Source organism: Aeromonas sp. R6-1 (assembly GCF_040908165.1).
Classification (GTDB): Bacteria; Pseudomonadota; Gammaproteobacteria; order Enterobacterales; family Aeromonadaceae; genus Aeromonas; species Aeromonas caviae.
On sequence record NZ_JBFODF010000021.1, the window covers coordinates 115,553 to 135,251 of the forward strand.

The 19,699-nt window shown below is 63.2% G+C and carries 14 protein-coding genes; 9 read left to right on the forward strand and 5 right to left on the reverse strand.

Features of this window, described 5'->3' with window-relative positions:
• Positions 1-23 precede the first annotated feature (23 nt).
• The 9 genes from AB5Y68_RS05095 to hdfR all read left to right on the forward strand — a co-directional run bounded on the left by AB5Y68_RS05095 (position 24) and on the right by hdfR (position 12,945).
• Positions 24-1,871, forward strand: coding sequence for a DUF3413 domain-containing protein (locus AB5Y68_RS05095; RefSeq protein ID WP_039038626.1), 1,848 nt, complete (start codon positions 24-26; stop codon positions 1,869-1,871).
• 250 nt (positions 1,872-2,121) lie between these two features.
• Positions 2,122-4,290, forward strand: a complete 2,169-nt coding sequence (locus tag AB5Y68_RS05100; RefSeq protein WP_080769846.1) for a TonB-dependent hemoglobin/transferrin/lactoferrin family receptor — start codon at positions 2,122-2,124, stop codon at positions 4,288-4,290.
• Positions 4,290-6,332: a prolyl oligopeptidase family serine peptidase gene (locus AB5Y68_RS05105; RefSeq protein WP_368206935.1), complete on the forward strand. Its 2,043-nt coding sequence runs from the start codon at positions 4,290-4,292 to the stop codon at positions 6,330-6,332. Before AB5Y68_RS05100 ends, AB5Y68_RS05105 begins: the two co-directional genes overlap by 1 nt.
• 29 nt (positions 6,333-6,361) lie before the next feature.
• Entirely contained in the window at positions 6,362-8,773 is a 2,412-nt protein-coding gene (locus AB5Y68_RS05110; RefSeq protein WP_039038623.1) for a proprotein convertase P-domain-containing protein, read from the forward strand.
• 50 nt (positions 8,774-8,823) lie between these two features.
• Positions 8,824-10,191: a DUF1566 domain-containing protein gene (locus AB5Y68_RS05115; RefSeq protein ID WP_039038622.1), complete on the forward strand. Its 1,368-nt coding sequence runs from the start codon at positions 8,824-8,826 to the stop codon at positions 10,189-10,191.
• Positions 10,188-10,745, forward strand: coding sequence for a DUF1566 domain-containing protein (locus AB5Y68_RS05120; RefSeq protein WP_039038621.1), 558 nt, complete (start codon positions 10,188-10,190; stop codon positions 10,743-10,745). Before AB5Y68_RS05115 ends, AB5Y68_RS05120 begins: the two co-directional genes overlap by 4 nt.
• A gap of 194 nt (positions 10,746-10,939) precedes the next feature.
• Positions 10,940-11,422, forward strand: a complete 483-nt coding sequence (gene eco / locus AB5Y68_RS05125; protein WP_010674240.1) for a serine protease inhibitor ecotin — start codon at positions 10,940-10,942, stop codon at positions 11,420-11,422.
• 291 nt (positions 11,423-11,713) lie between these two features.
• Positions 11,714-12,070 carry a DUF413 domain-containing protein gene (locus AB5Y68_RS05130; RefSeq protein WP_010674239.1) on the forward strand — a complete coding sequence of 119 codons (357 nt, stop codon included), beginning with the start codon at positions 11,714-11,716 and terminating at the stop codon, positions 12,068-12,070.
• Positions 12,070-12,945 carry an HTH-type transcriptional regulator HdfR gene (gene hdfR, locus AB5Y68_RS05135; protein ID WP_039038620.1) on the forward strand — a complete coding sequence of 292 codons (876 nt, stop codon included), beginning with the start codon at positions 12,070-12,072 and terminating at the stop codon, positions 12,943-12,945. The genes AB5Y68_RS05130 and hdfR overlap by 1 nt, the downstream gene beginning before the upstream one ends.
• 114 nt (positions 12,946-13,059) lie before the next feature.
• Here the strand turns inward: hdfR and tyrA are convergent, their stop codons facing one another.
• The 5 genes from tyrA to AB5Y68_RS05160 form a co-directional block, all read right to left on the reverse strand.
• Positions 13,060-14,199: a bifunctional chorismate mutase/prephenate dehydrogenase gene (gene tyrA, locus AB5Y68_RS05140; RefSeq protein WP_039038619.1), complete on the reverse strand. Its 1,140-nt coding sequence runs from the start codon at positions 14,197-14,199 to the stop codon at positions 13,060-13,062.
• Positions 14,200-14,317: 118 nt separating this feature from the next.
• Positions 14,318-15,391, reverse strand: coding sequence for a 3-deoxy-7-phosphoheptulonate synthase (locus tag AB5Y68_RS05145; protein ID WP_010674236.1), 1,074 nt, complete (start codon positions 15,389-15,391; stop codon positions 14,318-14,320).
• Positions 15,392-15,762: 371 nt separating this feature from the next.
• Positions 15,763-16,842 (reverse strand): glycerophosphodiester phosphodiesterase, encoded by a 1,080-nt coding sequence (gene glpQ / locus AB5Y68_RS05150; RefSeq protein WP_368206936.1) that lies wholly within the window; start codon positions 16,840-16,842, stop codon positions 15,763-15,765.
• A gap of 102 nt (positions 16,843-16,944) precedes the next feature.
• Positions 16,945-18,432: a glycerol-3-phosphate dehydrogenase gene (gene glpD / locus AB5Y68_RS05155; RefSeq protein ID WP_039038617.1), complete on the reverse strand. Its 1,488-nt coding sequence runs from the start codon at positions 18,430-18,432 to the stop codon at positions 16,945-16,947.
• Positions 18,433-18,857: 425 nt separating this feature from the next.
• Entirely contained in the window at positions 18,858-19,616 is a 759-nt protein-coding gene (locus tag AB5Y68_RS05160; protein WP_010674233.1) for a DeoR/GlpR family transcriptional regulator, read from the reverse strand.
• Between the last annotated feature and the right edge of the window lie 83 nt (positions 19,617-19,699).

A 19,699-nucleotide genomic window follows, 5' to 3' on the forward strand; every position in this document is an offset into this window, starting at 1 on the left:
GTTTTTCAAGCAGATGGATCATTATGGTCGAAACCGGCAACCCCTATCGCGATAATGTCTCTCGCCTGATCACCTGGGGGCATTGGTTCTCCTTCTTCAACATCATCCTGGCCATGCTGATCTCGACCCGTTACCTGGGCGCCATCAGCTGGCCGTCGACCACGCTCGGCGTGACCTATCTCGTCATCAGCTGGATAGGTCATTTCTCGTTCCTGAGCTTCGTCACCTATCTGCTGACCATCTTCCCCTTGAGCTTCATCCTGCCCAGGGAGAAGCCGCTGCGCTTCATTTCATCCATCATCGCCACCCTGGCGCTGGTGCTGCTGCTTATCGACACCCAGGTGTTCCAGCTGTTCAAGTTCCACTTGAATGGCCAGGTGTGGCAACTGCTGCTGGATCAGGCGCAGACCGAAGAGGGCTCTATCTGGAGCATCATCTTCGTGGCGGTGCCCGCCATCTTCCTGCTGCAACTGCTGCTGTCGGCCTATGTGTGGCGCAAGATCAACAAGCGCAAACGCCGCCAGTACGGCAATCAGGTGGGGCTGGCCCTGCTGGTCTGCTTCATCCTGACCCATCTGGTCAACAGCTGGGCGGATGCGACCCTGTATCAACCCATCACCATGCAGCGGGCCAACTTCCCCCTCTCCTACCCCATGACCGCCAGGAGTTTCCTGGCCAAGCATGGCTGGCTCGACCTCGAGCAGTATGAGAAGAAGGCCGAAGATCAGGGAAGCGCTGAGCACCGTCTGCTCTATCCCTTGCGCCCCCTCAGCGTGAGCGCTCCCAGCGATCACAAGAACCTGCTGGTGGTGGTGGTCGACTCCCTGCGAGCCGACATGCTCAACAACATCAACATGCCCAATCTGCAACGCTACGCGGACAACCACTTCAATTTCCGCCAGCACATGAGTGGTGGCAATGATGAAGCCATGGGGATGTTCAGCCTCTTCTACGGGCTGCCCGGCCACTATTACGGGGACATCCGGGCCGACAAGCGCCCCCCCGTGCTGTTCGACGAGATGCTGCGCCAGGACTACCAGTTCGGCCTGTTCGGTGCACTGGAAGATGCCAAGCAGTATCGCCAAAGTCTGCTTGCGGGTCTGCGCAAACAGGTCTTCGTCTCCCGCCAGACCGATGACCGCAGGCTCATCGACGACTGGCAGCAGTGGCTTGGCACGCGCACCGCGGACAGACCCTGGTTCTCTCTGGTCTATCTCTCTAGCCCGGGGGATTATCAGGTGCCCGCCAGCATCAAGGGCCCCTTCCAGCCCGAGTTGACCCGCTTCAACCCGGCCACTGCCTATCGGCCCGAGAACCTGCAGAAGCTGGAGAACCGCTACAAGAACGCGGTCTTCTATACCGATCAACTGCTGGAGCAGATGCTGACCCAACTGCAATTGCAGGGGCTTGATGATCAGACCATCGTCGTGGTCACCTCCAACCACGGCCAGGAGTTCAACGAGACCCAGAGCAACAGCTGGGGCTATGGCAGCAATTACTCGACCTATCAGGTGCAGGTCCCCCTGGTGCTGGCCTGGCCTGGTGCCGAACCTGCGCCCCAGGCGCAGGCGAGCAGCCACCTGGATCTGGTACCGACCCTGATGAAGAACATGCTGGGTGTACGCAACCCCTATCGTGACTACAGCACGGGGCGCAACCTGTTCGAAGCCAGTACACGCACCTGGCTGCTGGCGGGGGATCAGAATGACTTCGCCATCTATCAAGGCAACACCATCACCCAGTTCAACAAGCAGGGGGACTTCGAGCTGCTGGACCGCGACACCTATAGCCCCATCAAGCACGGCACCCCGGACATGGGCACCCTGATCCAGGTGATGAACGAGCTCAATCGCTTCTATCGCGCCCCCTGATCAGCGCCAGCCCACCTCCTTGAGCCCGCCCCTATGGCGGGCTTTTTCTTGCCCGCACCCCACCCGTCCTCCCGTTTCTCATGGCGTCATTCGCAAACGTATGCCACCACCTTACTGACTTATCCCTCAAAAAATTCAATTCGATCAATATCATAAAAACAAAATGATAATGATTGTCATTTATTGATCTGCTTGACTCCCTCTGTAATAATCCGCGCCCTTCAGGTTTAAATAATAATTATTCTCAAATATGAAAATTCGACTTCTTCACTACTGGCCCATGCTGCTGTCCGGTACGGCGCTGGCTGCCAGCGATCCCGCCGGGGTCGACACAACGGACATGCCCCCCGAACTCAAGGGGCGGGAAACCATCGTGGTCAAGGGACAGCGTATCGAGCAGAAGCTCTCCGACGTGTCCGGTTCCATCACCGTCATCACGGAGGAGGATCTGGATCGCCAGGTTGCCACCGAGCTCACCGATGTGTTCAAGAACGAACCCGGCGTCTCGGTGACCGGCTCCGCCGGCCGCCCCCAGAACATCATCATCCGCGGCATGGGCGGCAACCGGGTGCTCATCATCAAGGACGGGGTGCGGGTCAGCGACGGCTTTGGCGCCGACGACCTCAACGACAAGGTGGGCCGCTTCAGCTTCGATCTCGACGACGTCAAACAGATAGAGGTGGCCAAGGGAGCCGGTTCCTCCCTCCATGGCTCCGATGCCATCGGCGGCACCATCGTCATCAGCACCAAGCAGCCGGAAGATTACCTTCAGGGCCAGGATGCCTATCTCAGCAGCAAGGTGCTGCACGATGGCAGCAGTGACAAGCAGAAGCTGAGCGCCACCGGCGCCGCCCGGATACGGGATACCGAACACCTGCTGCGCCTCTCCGGCTGGCAGGGACATGAGACCGCCAACTACGACGAGAGCCGCATCCCGGCGGATCTGGATGGCCTCAGCGCCTCCACCAGCTCTCGCATCCAGCTGAACGAACATCATCTGCTGCGCCTCGAACTCGACTACTTCGAGGACAACGCCGAGCGGGATCAGGGGCCGCGCGAAGTGCCCCAGCCCGATGGCAAGTGGCAGGTGCGCCAGTACCACGAGCAGGGCAGCCAACGCACCCAGGGGGGAAAGCTGGCCTGGGAGGCGAGCAACCTCGACACAATACTGGCCGACAGTCTCACCTGGAGTGCCTACGGCAATCACTCGAAAAACACCGCCAACAAGCGCAGCCTGCTGCAAAACGATCTGCTGAGCGGTTATCCGCGCTATCGCAGCGAACGGGAACTCGCCACCTTCACCGAAGACAGGATCGGTACCGAGCTGGATGTGCGCCGGGATCTCGCCACCGGCCATCTCGCCCATCAGCTCAGTTACGGCATCGAGCTGGAGCGCACCACCCACGAGCGGCCGGTGGAAAAGCTGAGTCTGGAGGCCGGCATTCCCCAACCCGGCCAGTCCGCCCCCTTCAGCCGCGCCCGTACCGACAGGGCCGGAGTCTGGCTCGGCGACGTGGCCAGCCTGGGCCAGTGGCAGTTCACCCCCACCCTGCGCATGGATCACCAGTGGCTCACGCCGCTGGACGGCAGCCACGACAGCAACCACAGCTGGCACCTCTCCCCGAGCCTGGCCACCAGCTACCGCTTCAACGACCAGTGGCGCAGCTGGCTCAGCTATGCCAACGGGTTCCGGGCGCCTTCCTACGACAAGGTGTACGGCAACATCCCCCACTACTTCGCTCTGCCGCCCTTCGAGATTATCGCCAACACAGGGCTCAAGGAGGAGACCAGCCACAGCATCGAGTGGGGGCTGAGTGGCGAGGGGGACAACTGGAGCATCAAGCCAGCGCTCTTCTACAACCGCTACTACAACTTCATCGACTGGCGCGAGGTGGGGCTGCGCCTGAGCGATGGCGTCATCCTGCGCCAATATCGCAACGTCGCCAAGGCCGAAACCTGGGGGGCCGAACTCGCCGCCAGCTACTGGCTGACCCAGGAGTGGGAGCTCGCCACCAAGCTCGGCTGGGTCGATGGCGAGGACAACAAAGGTGAAGCGCTGCGTACCCTGACGCCCCTCGAGGGCAACACCCGTCTTAGCTATCAGGCCAATGAGTGGAGTCTGGGCATTCAGGCGGACTATGCCGCCGCCATGAGCCGGGTGCCCACCTGCGGCAACAGCCTGACCGGCCGCCAGGGGGACTGCCTCGAAAGTGCCGGCTGGCTCAGTTTCGCCCTGACGGCCGACTGGCTGGTCACCGACGCCCTCAAGGTCAACCTCAAGCTCGACAACCTGTTCGACACCCGCTACACCCGCTATCAGGATGTGGCCGGGCTGGAAGCCGGGACCGATGCTTCCCTCTTCACCCAGAGCGGCCGCACCCTGAGTGCCAGCCTGCGCTACACCTTCGTGGGGATCTGATGCACAGCCTATTGATCCTGGCCAGCCTGCTGGCCACGCCGGTCCCCGCCTCTCCCCTGCCTGAGGCAACCCTGGAGGCCGCGCCCCTCATCCCCGAGCGCCCGCAACTGATGAAGGGGGAGATAGCCCGCCTCGATCCCTATGGTGGCTGGCGTGACGACAGCCGCCAGGATCCCGCCCTCCTGACGCTGCTGCGCGAGCAGAACCGCTGGACCGAGCAGCAGCTCGCCGACCAGACGCCACTGGTACAGCGCCTGCAGACGGAGTGGCAGGGCCGGGAGCGGGGCGAACCCGTGCCGGACGACTGGCTGAGCCAGGCTGGCAGCCAGTGGCGCATGGAGGCGGACGGCAGCCTGTGGCAACGCAGCGACGCCAATGCCGCCCCCCGAAAGCGGCTGGCTCCCCGCCAACCTGCGGAGGGGTATTACGAGCTCGCCGCCTGGGCCCTGCACCCGGGCGGGCAACTGCTTGCCCTGGCCGAAGACCGCAGGGGAGATCGGGACTACCGCATCACCCTGCTGGATCTGGCGAGTGGCGAGACACTGGCCTCTTTGCCTCACCGCGCCGGCGATCTGCTCTGGAGTCTGGATGGCAAGACCCTCTACACCCTCGCCAACGAGCACCAGACCCTGCGCCCCTGGCAACTGCTGGCCTGGCAGGATGGCAAGGAGACCCTGGTGTATGAGGAGCGCGATCCCGCCTGGCTGCTCGGCCTCTATCGCACCACGGATCGCCGCCACCTGGTGCTGCAAAGCAACAACCACGACAGTTCGGAGCAATACCTGCTGGACGCGGGTCGGGCCGACCTGATCAAGGGGCGCGAGCGCGGCCTCGAATACTACCTGGATACCTTGGGGGACAGGGTGCTGCTCAAGAGCAACCGGGACGGCGCCCTCGGCCTCTATCAGGTGGCCGACTTGAGCCTGGTGGCGAAGGGAGAGTGGCAACGGCTCTGGTCCGGCGAGGGCCGGGAACTCGAGAAGTGGCGCCTCTTTGCCCGGCACACCGTGCTGCAATACCGCAAGGAAGGGGATGACTGGCTCGATGTGCTGGATGCCAGGGGTGCGTTGATCCACAGCCTGCCGCTCACCGATGGCGCAGGCACGGCTTGGATCCAGGGCAGCCAGGAACCGGCCAGCGACAAGGTGCTCATTCGCCGCCAGGGGATGGCCGAGCCACCTCACCAGCGCTGGCTGGATCTCGCCTCCGGCACCTGGGAGGGGACACCCGAGAGCAGGGACACCTCCCCCTATCAGAGCGAGCGACGCTGGATCGCGGGCAAGGATGGGGTCAAGGTGCCTGTCTCCCTGGTCTGGCGCAAGGGCATTACCCACCCCAGGGCACTGCTGCTCTACGGCTATGGGGCTTACGGCACCCCCATGCGTCCCTACTACCAGCCCCGGGTGCTGAGCCTGCTGGATCGCGGCTTCGTCTACGCCATCGCCCATGTGCGCGGGGGCGGTCTGCTCGGCGAATCCTGGTACCGGGAGGGTCGTGGCCGTGACAAACAGCACAGCGTGGATGATTTTCTCGCCGTGGCCGATGCCCTGGCCCAGGATCCCGCCATCGATCCCGCCCGGCTGTTTGCCATGGGTGGCAGCGCCGGCGGCCTGCTGGTGGCTGCGGCACTCAACCAGGCGCCCACCCGTTTCGCCGGGGCCGTGCTGCAAGTTCCCTTCGTCGACCTGCTGGGCACCATGCAGGATCCCGAGCTGCCCCTCACCCGGCAGGAGTACGCCGAGTGGGGCAATCCGGCCATCCCGGGTGACTATGCCGCGATGCGCCGCCTGAGCCCCTATGACAACCTGCACAAGGTCCCTTATCCCCCCGTCTATGTGACGGGCGGCCTGCACGACAGTCAGGTGCCCTACTGGGAACCCCTCAAGTGGATAGCCCGCCTGCGATCCCATAGCACGGGAACAGGCCCCTATCTGCTGCGCACCGAACTCGACGGCGGCCACCTGGGCGCCCCCCGAACGGCGGCGCTGCGTGCGGCGCAGGAGTTTGCCTTCCTGCTCACCCTGGCGGGCGTCAACCACTGACCCCTTGTCCTCTTTTTCTGGAGTGAACCATGAAACCCTCTTCCCTGGCCCTCTGGCTGGCGGCAACCCTGATCTCATCGCCGCTGCTGGCGGCCGATCTGCAGTTTGTCGATGAACCGCCCCTGACCACGACGCCGAAGCGCTGGCTCGAGCAACGCCTCGGTGTGCTCCTCGCCCCCGATTACGACAGGGCCAGCCTGCTCGGCCACCATTACAGCTTTCGCCAACTGGTGAACGGCCTGCCGGTGGCCGCCACCCAGGCCGCCGTCAGTGTCGACGGGGACGGCCGCCCCTGGCGCCTCTATCACAACCTGCGCCCCTTGCAGAGCACAGCGCCCGGCTGCGATGCCAGCGACACCCTGGATCCCCTGCTCGCCACCCTGCGCACCGACGACAACCAGATAGAGACGCTGGGGCCGGTCGAAGCCTGGTACTGGCGAGACGGCGATACCCTGGTGCCTGCCCTGCGCCAGCGGGTGCGCGAGCACAAGGCTGGCAATGCCAAGGCCAGCCAGGTGCAGCTGTTTGCCCGTTGCGACGGGGAGCAGGAGCTTGGCCGTCTCGGGGATCAGGCAACTACCCGCCCTCTGCATGTCGCCGACGCAGGCGATCAGCAGGTTCAGGCACGGGTGTTCGACCCCGATCCCCGCACCCGCCTGCAGGACGCCAGCCTGGTCTGGCACGATGAGCTGGTGCTGGCACAGGCCGCCTACCAGGATCCGGTTCCCCTGCCGGTGAGCCTGCAAGCCGGGCAGTATCGCCTGAGCGGCCCCCATGCCAGGGTGGTGGATGTCATGGCCCCCGAATCGGCCCCCTACAGCAGCAGTGACGTGCAGGGTTTTCGCCTGACCCGGGACGATCGCGGCTTTGCGGACATCAACGCCTACTACCATCTGGATCTCGCCCAGCGCCACCTCAAGGCGCTCGGCTTCACCGAGCTCATCCCCGGGGCGCTCGACATCGACACGGACGCGGGCTATCAGGACAACTCCCTCTACGATCCGTTCGAACGCAGGCTGGAGCTGGGTCGCAGCGGCGTGCCCGATGCCGAGGATCCCATGGTCATCTGGCACGAGTTCGGCCACGGGGTACAGCACCACATCCTGCCGGATCTCGGGGAAGAGGGAGACTGGGGAGCCATCGGCGAGGGCTTTGGCGACTACCTGGCCGCCAGTCATCGCCAGCGCAGCGAAGCCGGTCGCCAATTCGAACCCGCCATGGTGTTCAACTGGGATGCCCGCTTCACCGACCGCACCCCGCGCCAGCTCGACGATCTGCGCGCCCGCTACCATCCGGACTACCGCTACCCCGCCCACCGCACCATCAACGGCAGCAACGGGGATCAGCTCTGGGGCACCCCGCTGTTCCAGGCCCTGCTGACGGCGGTGGCCGAGCACGGTGAGGCGGCCAGGGACGAGTTTGATCGCGTCATCATCGAATCCCACTTCGGCCTGGGGCCGGCCATTCGCATGCCGCAACTGGCCCGGATCACCGTGGATACTGCCGCCCGTCTCTACCCGACGCGAGCCTATGCCCGTCTGCTGGAGCAGGCATTTCGCCAGCACGGGCTGCTGCAAGCTCCCGTCAATATCGCCCTCGCCGAGGGGAGCGCCATCCCGCTGGGGCAGCGCCAGTCGGTGCAGCTGACCCTCAGCAACCCGGGCAAGGGGGAGGTGACCCTCAACGAGCTGGCCCTCACCCTGCCAACCGGGTTGCAGGCCGATCCTGACAACTGGCAACCAGCGACCCTGGCCGCCGGTGCCAGCATGACCACCACCCTGCGCCTGCTGGCCCAGAGCCCGCTCGCCTGCGGCGACGAGGCGAGCCTCTCGGTGAATCTCGCCATGAGCGGTACCAGCCCCACCGAGCGCCAGTGGCAGCAATCCCTGACCCTGCCCATCGGCACCCCCGTCATCAGCCGGGCCAGTGGTCGGTCTCAGCGACTGAACGATGCCCAGAGCGAGGAGGTGCGCGGCCTGAGCGAAACCAGCCTGCTGCTGGAGAAGAGCGATGCCCGTGTGAGCGACAGGCTGCAACTGAGCCTGGATCTGCAGCATGAGGCGCTGGATGAGCTGGAGATCTGGCTCAGCTCCCCCGCCGGCACCCGGGTCCAGATCTGGGACAAGGGTTACAGCCCCCTGCCGAGCCTGAAAGGGGTCTTCCCGACCGAGTTGCAGTCCCTGCAACCCTTCAGCGCCTTCGAAGGAGAACCCCTGGCCGGTCGCTGGACCCTGGAGGTGGTGGACAGCAAACCGGGCAATCAGGGTCTCCTGAACGGGTGGAGCATCAGCCAGCGTACCGGCGCCCAGTGCGGCAACACCGTGCCCGTGCCGGATGACGGCATCATCCGCTTCGATACCTCGGACAGCAGTGGCGGGGGAGCCTTCCCCCTGCTCTGGCTGCTGCCGCTGGCCCTGTGGCGCCGTCTGCGTCGCCTCTGACTCTCCCTATATAAAGAAGAGAGGGGCCAAGGCCCCTCCAAGGACACACCATGACCATGAGAATGACCCCGATCGTCTGCCTGCTGGCCCCCCTGCTCAGCGCCTGTGGCGGCGGTTCGGACGAGGCTCCCCTGACCGCGCCGGACTACCGCCTGACGGTCAGCCTGCCCGCTGCGGGCACCCTGTGCATCAACCTGAACCAGAACGACGGCTGCGAAGCCAATGAGCCCGCCGTCAGCGGCGAGGCCGGCGCCCACTCCCTGACCCGGCGCCACCCTGATCTGCTCACCACTCCCCTGCTGTTCATTCCGGCGGATCCCGCCGCCCTGCCCCTGGCCCACCCGGCGGCTCGCCAGGACAACCAGCACCTCACCCCCAGCCCCCTCAGCACCCTGCTGCAGACGCGTATCTCGGACGGGCTGCCACCGGCTCAGGCCCTGACGGACGTGCTGCTCGCCCTGGCCCCCCTTCACCCCGGCCCAGATCTGGCGGCACTGGCGCAGCTGGGCGACTTCAACCGCGCCCTCGCCGAGCTGGCCCTCGCCGCCTTAGATGACAAGGCCACCCTGCCCACCTTTGCCGCCAGCGAACGCCGCCTGCAGATCTGGCAGGGGCTGGTCACCCTGCTGCCCGAGCTCGCCCGGCACTTTGCCGCAAGCCCCGAGCTACTGAGCCAGCAGGCCAGACTCGCCGCCGTGCTGATGCAGCAGCAACCCCGGGCGTTGGTGACCGCAGGTGGCGTCACCACCTACACGGACGGGGTGGATTATCTGCTCGACCAGGAGCCTGCGGATCACCCGGGCCAGGAGGCGAGCCTGGGCCAGGCGCCCCTGCGCTATCGCAAGCTGGACGGCAAGGGGCAACCCCTGGCGGACAATGCCGACGAGTGGGAGTGCGTGGAGGATCTCAACACCGGCCTCGTCTGGGAGAAGAAGCTGGCGGATCCGGACAGTCCGAGGGATCTGCACCGCACCTTCGCCTGGGAGTTCGACGACTATCACCCGACCCAGGAGGAGCGGGATTACGCCTGTCCCGAGGGGGAGGCCATCTGCACCACGGAGCAGTACCGTCAGTGGCTCAATGCACAGCAACTGTGCGGCATCACCCACTGGCGCCTGCCCCACGCCCGTGAGCTGATGAGTTTGCAGCACTACGGCTCCCTCGCCCGCCAGGATGGCCAGCTCGTCACCCTGGATGTGCGCTACTTCCCCGATGTCGGCACCGGACTCAATGGCTTCGATGGCTATTACTGGAGCCAGACCCTGACCCCGTCCCGCCGGCTGGAGAGCGCGCCTCTGAGCGCCATCGCCCACATCTTCCTCGGCGAGGACGCCGGTGCCGACTATCCCACCCCAGTTCAAAACAGCAATGACGCCAACGGTCTGCAACTGCGCCTGGTGGCCGAGGTAACCCGATGAACAAGTATCTTCTGACCCTGCTGCTCACCCTGTGCAGCCCCCTGGCACTGGCCATCGCCATCTGCGACGACGCCCTGCCCCGTACCAGTCCCACCGCCCGTTTCCAGGATCACGGCAACGGCACCGTCACCGACAGGGGCACCGGTCTGACCTGGATGCGCTGCCAGCTCGGCCAGATCTGGCGCAACCAGAGCTGCGAGGGGGAACCCACCCGCCTCTACTGGCAACAGGCACTGCAGACGGCGGAACGGATCCGTACCGAACCTAGCCACGCCCTGTATGGCTTTGGTGGTCATCACGACTGGCGCCTGCCCACCATCAAGGAGCTCGCCAGCATTCTGGAGTCCGCCTGTTACAAACCGGCATTGAACGAAACCATCTTCCCCCGCGCCATGGCCGGGGATGGCAAGGAGGTGAACGACGGCTATGTCTATCTCTGGTCCTCCACCCCGGTGCCGGCCCTTCAGGGCGTCGCCTACCTGGACATCACCAGCGGCTCCGTCGCCCAGCGCGCCCCCCGCTCTTGGGCGAAACAGGTTCTGCTGGTGAGGTGACAGCCTGGCCATGGGGGCCACCCGGCCCCCTGTTTGACACGAGGCAAGAAGCGGCAGGGTGACCCTGGCCGTCAAAAAAGCATCAAATTGCGTCATGTAATGCCTGTTCAGGGCGGTTTTGCACGCCGCAGCGCTGGCATGAAACCGGCAGAGCGGTTAGTCTAGCGGCGTTGAACCAATCCCAAGAGGTACAGATGAAAACCGTGTTGCGTTTTAGCCTGCTGGGCGCCTTGCTATTGGGTGGCCATGCCTTCGCCGCCGAACCGAAAAAATTTGATATCAGCATGTTCCCCGCCGCCGAAGTGAACCAGGAACGTGTCGTGATCCGTCTGCCGGAAGTCGAGAACGAAGCCGACATGATGGTCGAGCTGCAAGTCGGCAAGAAGATGCTGGTCGACTGCAACCTGCCCCGCTTCGCGGGCAATCTGGAACAGCACAGCGTCAAGGGCTGGGGTTACAACTACCTGACTCTGGGCCAGGTCACCGGCCCCGTCAGCACCCTGATGGCCTGCCCGGACGGCCAGAAGAAGGAGAGTTTCGTCCAGATCTACGGTCAGGGCTTCTTCGTGAACTACAACTCCAAGCTGCCCTTCGTCATCTATGTGCCCCAGGAGTACGAGGTGCGCTATCGTCTGTGGCGTGCCGACAACCTGGCACAGCCAGCCATGATTGAGTGAGTGCCGCGCACTCGGGTTCAGCTCAGTCATGATGACAATAAGGCGCCATACGGCGCCTTATTTTTAGCTTCCGAGCCCGTTTTTGAGCGGTTTTTCCTGTACAAAATCTGACATAACTCCACTATTTTTCAGGCTTTTTTGTGCAGCGCACCGCAAAATGCCCCCTCGGGATGCGACAAACTCTGTTCGATAAAAGATATTTATTAACATAGTAAGAAAATTGATTTTGCACTCTGCGACGGCCTGATGATACTTGCCCGCAAAGGTCAAACTAACCAGAACAAGAGCACTATGAGCTTCGAATCAGACAAGCGTTTCAACGACTTCAAACATTTTCCCCGTGGCCTGCGTCGCAGTGGCGAATTCACCGTGGCCGAAGCGGACAGTCTGGAAAAATATGGCACCGTGATGCTGGCGCTCTATCAGGGCAACCTGGCCCCGCGCGATGACGTAGAAAGTGCCTTTATCGAACAGGTCAAATCCGGCGCAGCCGGCAACAACCCCCACGCCAAGGTGTGGTTCAAATACCTGAAGGTGATTGGTCCCAAGCGCGTGCACCGTCTGTGCACCGTCGCTGGCGGCGCCAATGAAGATGCGGGTGGCAGCTTTGAAGGCGGCGGTGGCGGCAGCGACGAGTCCCTCGATTAATGGATACCGAGCTGCTTCGGACCTTCATCGAGGTCAGCAAGACCCGGCACTTTGGCCGGGCGGCTGAAAATCTCTACCTGACCCAGTCGGCGGTGAGCTTCCGGATCCGCCAGCTCGAGCAGCAACTCGGGGTCAGCCTGTTTGCCCGTCATCGCAACAACATCCGCCTGACTGCCTCCGGTGAGCGTCTGCTGCCCTACGCAGACGCCATTCTGCATACTTTGGGGCGCGCCAAGCAGGACGTGGCCCTCTCCCCCGGTTTCAGCCAGCAGCTTGCCATCGGCGCCCCCGCCGTCTTCTGGGAGCTCGACTTCAACGACTGGCTCAACCATGTCTATGCCCTGGCCCCCGGCCTCGCGGTGCGCCTCGAAACGGCCTCCCGCGAGCACCTCTGTCGCCAGTTGCTGGAGCGCTCCCTCGATCTGGCCCTGCTCTCCGAGCCGACCAAGATCGACGAGATTGCCCTGCACCCCATCGGCGAGCTGGTGTTCGAACTGGTGAGCCGGGAGCCGGCCGCAAACGCCGACAGCCTGATGCAGATGCCCCACATTCATCTCGACTGGGGCACCAGCTTCGAACCGCCATCGAGCCGATTGCAGAGCCTGCAGAAGACCCCAGTGCTGCATTCAAGCTCCGCCAGCATGGCCCTGCAATTCGTGCTGGCCAACGGCGGCGCCGCCTACTTGCCAAGGCGCATGGTGAGCCCCTTCCTGGAGCAGGGGCAGCTTCATCTGGTGGAAGGGGGCCAATCCCTGAGCCGCCCGCTCTACCTCGCCTATCTGGAGAAATCCGACCGCCGGGAGCTGATCGATCAGCTGCTCACCCTGCCGCTGGGCTGGCATGACGCCGACTTGCGTCAACCGCCTGCCGAATGAAACAGGGCGATTTAACGCCCAGACCTGTGTTTTCATCTACCCTGGTTATCGGTGCAGCACAAACAACATGAAAAAGGGGCCATCAGGCCCCTTTTGTATGGATATATTTGTGCATCAGCCGTGATGACGACGATCGTTGGCCTGCGCCAGCAGGGTGCGGCTCTCGCGCAGGAACTCCTCCGCCCGCTCGCCGAAGAAGCCGGAGACCTGGCTGAAGGCCTCGATGAAGCCCTCCCTGTCGCCCCGCTCCAGCAGGCCCAGCGCCTCGCCGAAGTTCTGGTAGTAGCGGCGGATCATCGCGAGGTTCTGGGGCGACGACAATATGATGTCGGCGTAGAGATGGGGATCCTGGGCGAACAGCCGTCCCACCATGGCCAGCTCCAGCCGGTAGATGGGAGAGCTTAAGGCAAGCAGGCGGTCGATGTTGGCCTGCTCCCGGGAGAGGTGCCAGCCGTAGGCGAAGGTAGCAAAGTGGCGCAGCGCCTGAATGAAGGTCATCGCCTCGTCGTGGGCCCTGGCCTCCACCTGCTGCAGGCGGGCGCCCCAGATGGTCATCTGCTCCAGCAGCCACTGGCTGGCGGCGGGCTCGCGCCCCTGACAGCAGACGATCACCTGCTTGGCGAGGCTCGCCACATCCGGCCCGAACATGGGGTGCAGCCCCAGCACCGGCCCCTGGTGTACCGCCAGCATATGGGCAAGCGGTTCACTCTTGACGCTGGTCACGTCCACCAGCAGGCAGTCCGCCGGCAGGTTGCCGAGCCGGTCGATCACCTGGCAGGTGACGTCGATGGGCACCGCCACCATCACCAGCCCGGCGCCGTGCAGGATCTCGTCGGCGCGTGGCCAGTCGGCCTGACCCAGGGTTTCGACCCGGTAGCCCGAGAGGCTGAACAGGTTGCCGAACAGGCGGCCAAGCTGCCCCTGGCCACCGATGATCACCACCTTGCCGAGCTCAGGCTTCATGCACTTGAAGTGGTGCTCCTTGTCGCTGGCGGACTCCAGAATATAGGACTCGCGCATCACCCGGCGCAGCACGTCCTCGATAAGGTCCCCCGGCACCCCCAGAACCTCGGCCTCGGCGCGGCGGCGGGCCAGCATGCTCGCCTCCCGATCCGGCGCATAGATGGGCAGGCCGTGCCGGCTTTTCACTTCCCCCACTTCCCCCACCAGGGCGAGACGGGCAGCCAGCAGATCAATCAGCTGCTTGTCCACCGCATCTATCTTGTCCCTGAGGGCATTCAACTCTTCCGCCATGTCCAGTCCCTGCTGGCGCCGCCCGCAGCGACGCCCTGTCATTCAAGAGGCAACAAGGTATCACTGCGTGGGCAGTGATACCTCGATGGTTCAATCAGTTACAACAAGATACCACGGCTTATGCCGATGTTCTGGCCAAAAGTGGTGCCGCCAGCTGGCTGTGGCAGCGGGCCAGCAGCGCATCCGTGGTCTCCCAGTCGATGCAGGCATCGGTGATGGAGACGCCGTAGCGCATCTCGCACTTGGGCTGCTCGCTGGACTGGTTGCCTTCGAACAGGTTGGATTCGAGCATCACCCCGATGATGGAGCGGTTGCCCTCCTGGATCTGGTGAATGACGTTGTCGGCCACCTTGGGCTGCAGCCGGTGATCCTTGCTGGAGTTGCCGTGGCTGCAATCCACCACCAGACCGGGCAGCAGACCCGCCTTCTCCAGCGCCTCTTCCGCCAGCGATACATTGACCGAGTCGTAGTTCGGGTGCTTGCCGCCGCGCAGGATCACGTGACCATCCGGGTTACCCTGGGTCTGCAGCAGCGCGACCTGACCCTGCTGGTTGATCCCCATGAAGGCATGGGGGCTGGAAGCCGCCTGCAGCGCATTGATGGCGGTACCGAGGTTGCCGTCGGTGCCGTTCTTGAAGCCGACCGGCATGGAGAGGCCGGAGGCCATCTCCCTGTGGGTCTGGGATTCGGTGGTGCGGGCACCGATGGCCGACCAGGAGAAGAGCTCCGCCAGGTATTGCGGGCTGATGGGGTCGAGCGCCTCGGTCGCCAGCGGCAACTCCAGCTCGGCCAGCCAGCAGAGCAGCTCGCGGGCGCGGTGCAGACCCAGCTCCACGTCAAAGGTGCCGTCCAGGTTCGGATCGTTGATAAAGCCCTTCCAGCCGACCGTGGTGCGCGGCTTCTCAAAGTAGACCCGCATGACAATGTAGAGAGAGTCCTGATAGGCGTCATGCAGCGCTTTGAGTCTGGTTGCGTACTCTTTGGCGGCGTCCATGTCGTGGATGGAGCAGGGACCACAGATCACCAGCAAGCGGTGATCGCGACGGTGGATGATGTCGGCGATGGTATTGCGGGCCCCTTGCACGAATGCCAGCGCGCGATCGGAGATGGGCAGTTTCTCCTTGAGCTGGGCAGGCGTGATCATCACTTGTTCGGACTGGATATGGATGTTGTTCAGGGGATCTCTTTGCATTTTCTCATTCTCTCTACTGTTTCAAGCCAAGGGTGCTGATCGTTCATTTATGTTTACACAAGTCAGCACTTTGTTACGCAACCGCCCCCACCTTACCAAGGAAAAACAAACAATCAAGTGAAACTAGCGTATTTGCACGCTGACAGATGGATAAATGACCAAGAATGCAGAGTGAAACAACTCAAAAGTAGCGACACGTGAGGCCAAATCAGCCCCAAATCGTAAACATTAAATTACACCCACTCATTTCAATATCATCTATCTGCCCCCTCTCATGACCCCTTATCCGGCCCCTCATCCCGGCGATAATGCCGGGCACAAAAAAGCGGGGCACCTGGCCCCGCTTGCATTCCCGTGTTGCTCTTCTTTTATTATTTGCCGTGAGCCTTGATAGCCTCGACCGCCTTGTCGGGGAAGTCGCTGAATACCCCATCCACATCGGCCTGGTAGAGGAAGATGTTGAGCAGGTCGGTGAAGTCTTTCGCATAGGCCGGGATCTGCCCCTCATCCTGACGGAACGTATAAGGATGCACCTTGAGACCGGCCGCGTGGGCCTCTTTCACCATGCCGGTGAAGACCGGCTTGCCAGGAGTACCCGGCTCGGTCACCACCATGGGTTTCCAGGGACCGATTCCCTCGGCATAGGTGGCGATGGTCTTCATGGCCCCCGGCTTGAACATCCAGTCGTAGTCATAGGGGGTCGCCTTGACCTTGGCGTCGTAGACCATGGTCTCGTTCCAGTCGGTCTCGGCCATCAGCTGCACCAGCTTGAGATCCATGCCCATGGCGGGCATCAGCTCGCCGTTGATGCGCTTGAGCTCGTTGGCATCAAAGCACTGCAGATAGACCTTGTCGCTCTTGCTGGTGTAGCCGTACTCCTTGAGCACGTTCAGCACAGCCCTGGAGATGTCCTTGCCTTCGTGGCGGAACAGCCATGGAGCCTTGATTTCCGGGTAGATGCCGATGTGCTTGCCGGTGCTCTTGTTGAGCCCCTGGATCATCTCGATCTCTTCCTGGAAGGTATGGATCCTGAAGCTCGACTTCCACAGCGGGAAACGGGCCGGATAGACCGGCACCTGCTTGCCGTCCACCAGCTGGAACGGCTCGGTCATGCGCAGGGAACGCACCTCGTCCAGGGTGAAATCCACCACATAGTAGCGTCCGTCCGGGCGGGCCCGGCCGGGGAAGCGCTCGGCCACGTCCGTGATGCCATCAAGGAAGTGATCGTGCATCACCACCAGCTGGTCATCCTTGGTCATCACCAGGTCCTGCTCCAGATAGTCGGCGCCCATGCCATAGGCCAGGGCCTTGGATTCCAGGGTGTGTTCCGGCAGGTAACCGGAGGCACCCCGGTGGGCGATCACGATTTTGCCTTCGTCGGCCGCCAGTGCGGGCAGCGCCAGGGCGGCCCCGAGGCCAAGGGCTATCAGGGTACGGTGAGGTTGCTTCATCAAGAGGTCTCGTTGTTATGGTGTGTAGGATGCAGGTAATTGTTATAGCAGGGGTTTATTGCAGTTTGACGGCGGGCGGCAAAGGCCGCCCGCCATGGATCATCAGCAGGCTTCGGGCAGGGCGTGGTGGTGCTCGAGCAGCCAGGCACCGAGCTGCTGCTGCTCGGATTCCGACAGGCGCAGCCCCAGCTTGCTGCGGCGCCACAGGATGTCCTCCAGAGAGTGGGCCCATTCGCGCGCGATGAGATAGCGCACTTCGGATTCATACAGCCCGGCGCCAAAGTGCTGGCCGCGCTCCTCCTTCAGCCAGAGGCGGGCATGAGCGCCATAGGCTTCGGCGATGCGCAGGGCGCTGCGATCGTCGAGCCAGTCGAATTCCAGCGCAAAGGCACGCGCCAGTTCACGCACCGAGCAGTCGAACTCGCCACCGGGCAGCCGGCAGGAGGCGGTCCAGTCCTCTCCCATCTGGCTGAACCAGGGCTTGAGCTTGTTGCAGGCGGCCTGGGCCAGCTTGCGGTAGGTGGTGAGCTTGCCGCCAAACACCGACAACAGCGGCGCGCCGTCGGATTCACCACTGAGCTCGAGCGTGTAGTCTCGGGTCACCGCCTGGGGTGAATCGGACTCGTCGTCACACAGGGGGCGCACCCCGGCATAGGTCCACACCACGTCTGCCGGGCTTATCTGCCTGGTGAAGTGGGCATTGACCACCTTGCACAGGTAGTTGATCTCGGCATCGCTGATCTTGGCTTCCCGCGGGCTGCCTTTGTGCTCCACGTCCGTGGTGCCGATGAGGGAATAGTCCTGCTGGTAGGGGATGACGAAGACGATGCGGTTGTCCTCGTTTTGCAGGATGTAGGCCTCTTCGCGCTCATGGATGCGCGGCACTATCATGTGGCTCCCCTTGATGAGGCGAATGCCGCGGGGGGATTTCTCGCTCAGGCTCTCGTCATAGAAGGTCTTGACCCAGGGGCCCGCCGCATTGACCAGACCACGGCAGCTGACGGTGAACTGCTCGCCCCCTTCCCGCTCCAGCGTCAGGGTCCAGTGCTTGGATCCGCGCACCGCCTTGACGCAGCGGGTACGGGTCTGCACATCGGCGCCCTTGTCCCGCGCCAGCATGGCATTGAGCACCACCAGCCGGGCGTCGTCGACCCAGGCATCCGAGTATTCAAAGCCCTTGTTGATGCCGCTCTTGAGACCGTCCTGCGGCAGGAAGCGCAGGCCGCAGCTCCCCTTGAGCTTGTCCCGCTTGGCCAGGTTGTCATAAAGGAAGAGACCGGCGCGGATCATCCAGGCCGGACGCAGGTGCGGGCGATGAGGCAGACGAAAACGCATGGGACGGGCGATGTGGGGAGCCATGCCGAGCAGGACCTCCCGCTCCGCCAGCGCCTCTTTCACCAGCCGGAATTCGTAATGTTCGAGGTAGCGCAGGCCGCCGTGGATCAGCTTGCTGGAGTTGGACGAGGTGGCAGAGGCGAGATCGCTCGCCTCGAACAGCGCCACCTTCAGCCCCCGCCCCGCCGCATCTGCCGCGATGCCGACCCCGTTGATGCCGCCGCCGACGACGACCAGATCATAATGTTCGCTCATGTTCACCTACTTTCTTATTTTGTGTTTGCCATGACAGCAATGTTTGATTTCGCTCATATTAGAACATGAAAAACCAATAAACGAACATTTCGTGAGAGAAATGTGATCGCGATTGTTTTCACAATGCTAAAAATGCTGCCAGTCGGTGACGGCCTGGCCAGGCTAAGGTCTGCCGGAAACAGCCATTTCGGGCAGGGAGGAGAACAAAGAGTGCCGGATGGGGGTGCCCATGGGGCAAGGTGATGAGCGCGATGGCGTGAATCCCTCGCAGGCGCCCGAGTGCGGAGGCAACATCAGGGGGTCAAAGAAGGTGTGTCAGCGCCAGGAACTGGCCTCTTAGGCGCCGCAAGGGAAACGCCGCAGGCCGGGAGGGGGCAAAAAAAAAAGCGGCCGCCCGAGGCGGCCTGATGCCTGTGCGGGGAAGCTCAGCAGATATGGCAGGCGATCTGATGCTGGGACATCAGTCGCATCAGCTTCTCCGGCGGCTCCTGATCCGTGAACAGGGCGTGGATCTGGTTGAGGTTGCCGAGGTTGACCATGGCGTTGCGGCCAAACTTGGTGTGGTCGGCGGCAAGGAACACCTGGCGGGAGTGGGCGATGATGGCCTGGGCGATCTTCACCTCGTGATAGTCGAAATCGAGCAGGGAGCCGTCGCTGTCGATGCCCGAGATGCCGATGACGCCGTAGTCCATGCGAAACTGGCCGATGAAGTCGCGGGTCGCCTCCCCGACGATGCCGCCATCCCGGTTGCGAATTTCACCGCCGGCGATGATGACGGTGAAGTCATCCTTGGCGGTCAGGATGCTGGCGACGTTCAGGTTGTTGGTGACAACGCGCAGCTCCCGGTGGTCGAGCAGGGCCCGGGCGATGGCCTCGGTGGTGGTGCCGATGTCGATAAAGAGCGACGAGCCGTCGGGGATGTTGGCAGCCACTTCCCGGGCGATGCGCTCCTTCTCCTTGAGCTGCATCACCTTGCGGGCACTGTAGGCGGTGTTGACGGTGCTCGAATGCAGTGAGGCCCCGCCGTGATGGCGCCGGATCTTGTTCTGTTCGGCGAGATCGTTGAGATCCCGGCGAATGGTCTGGGGGCTGACGTCAAAATGGGTCACCAGATCGTCGGTCGAGACGAAACCCTGCCGGGTCAGGACGTCCAGGATCTCCAGATGTCGTTGGGTTTGCTTCACGCTTGCACTCCGCAGATGAGACGAAAAAAGGCCCCGGCAGGTGCGGGGCCTTTGGCAGTGTACCTGATCCCTTTTCCAATCGA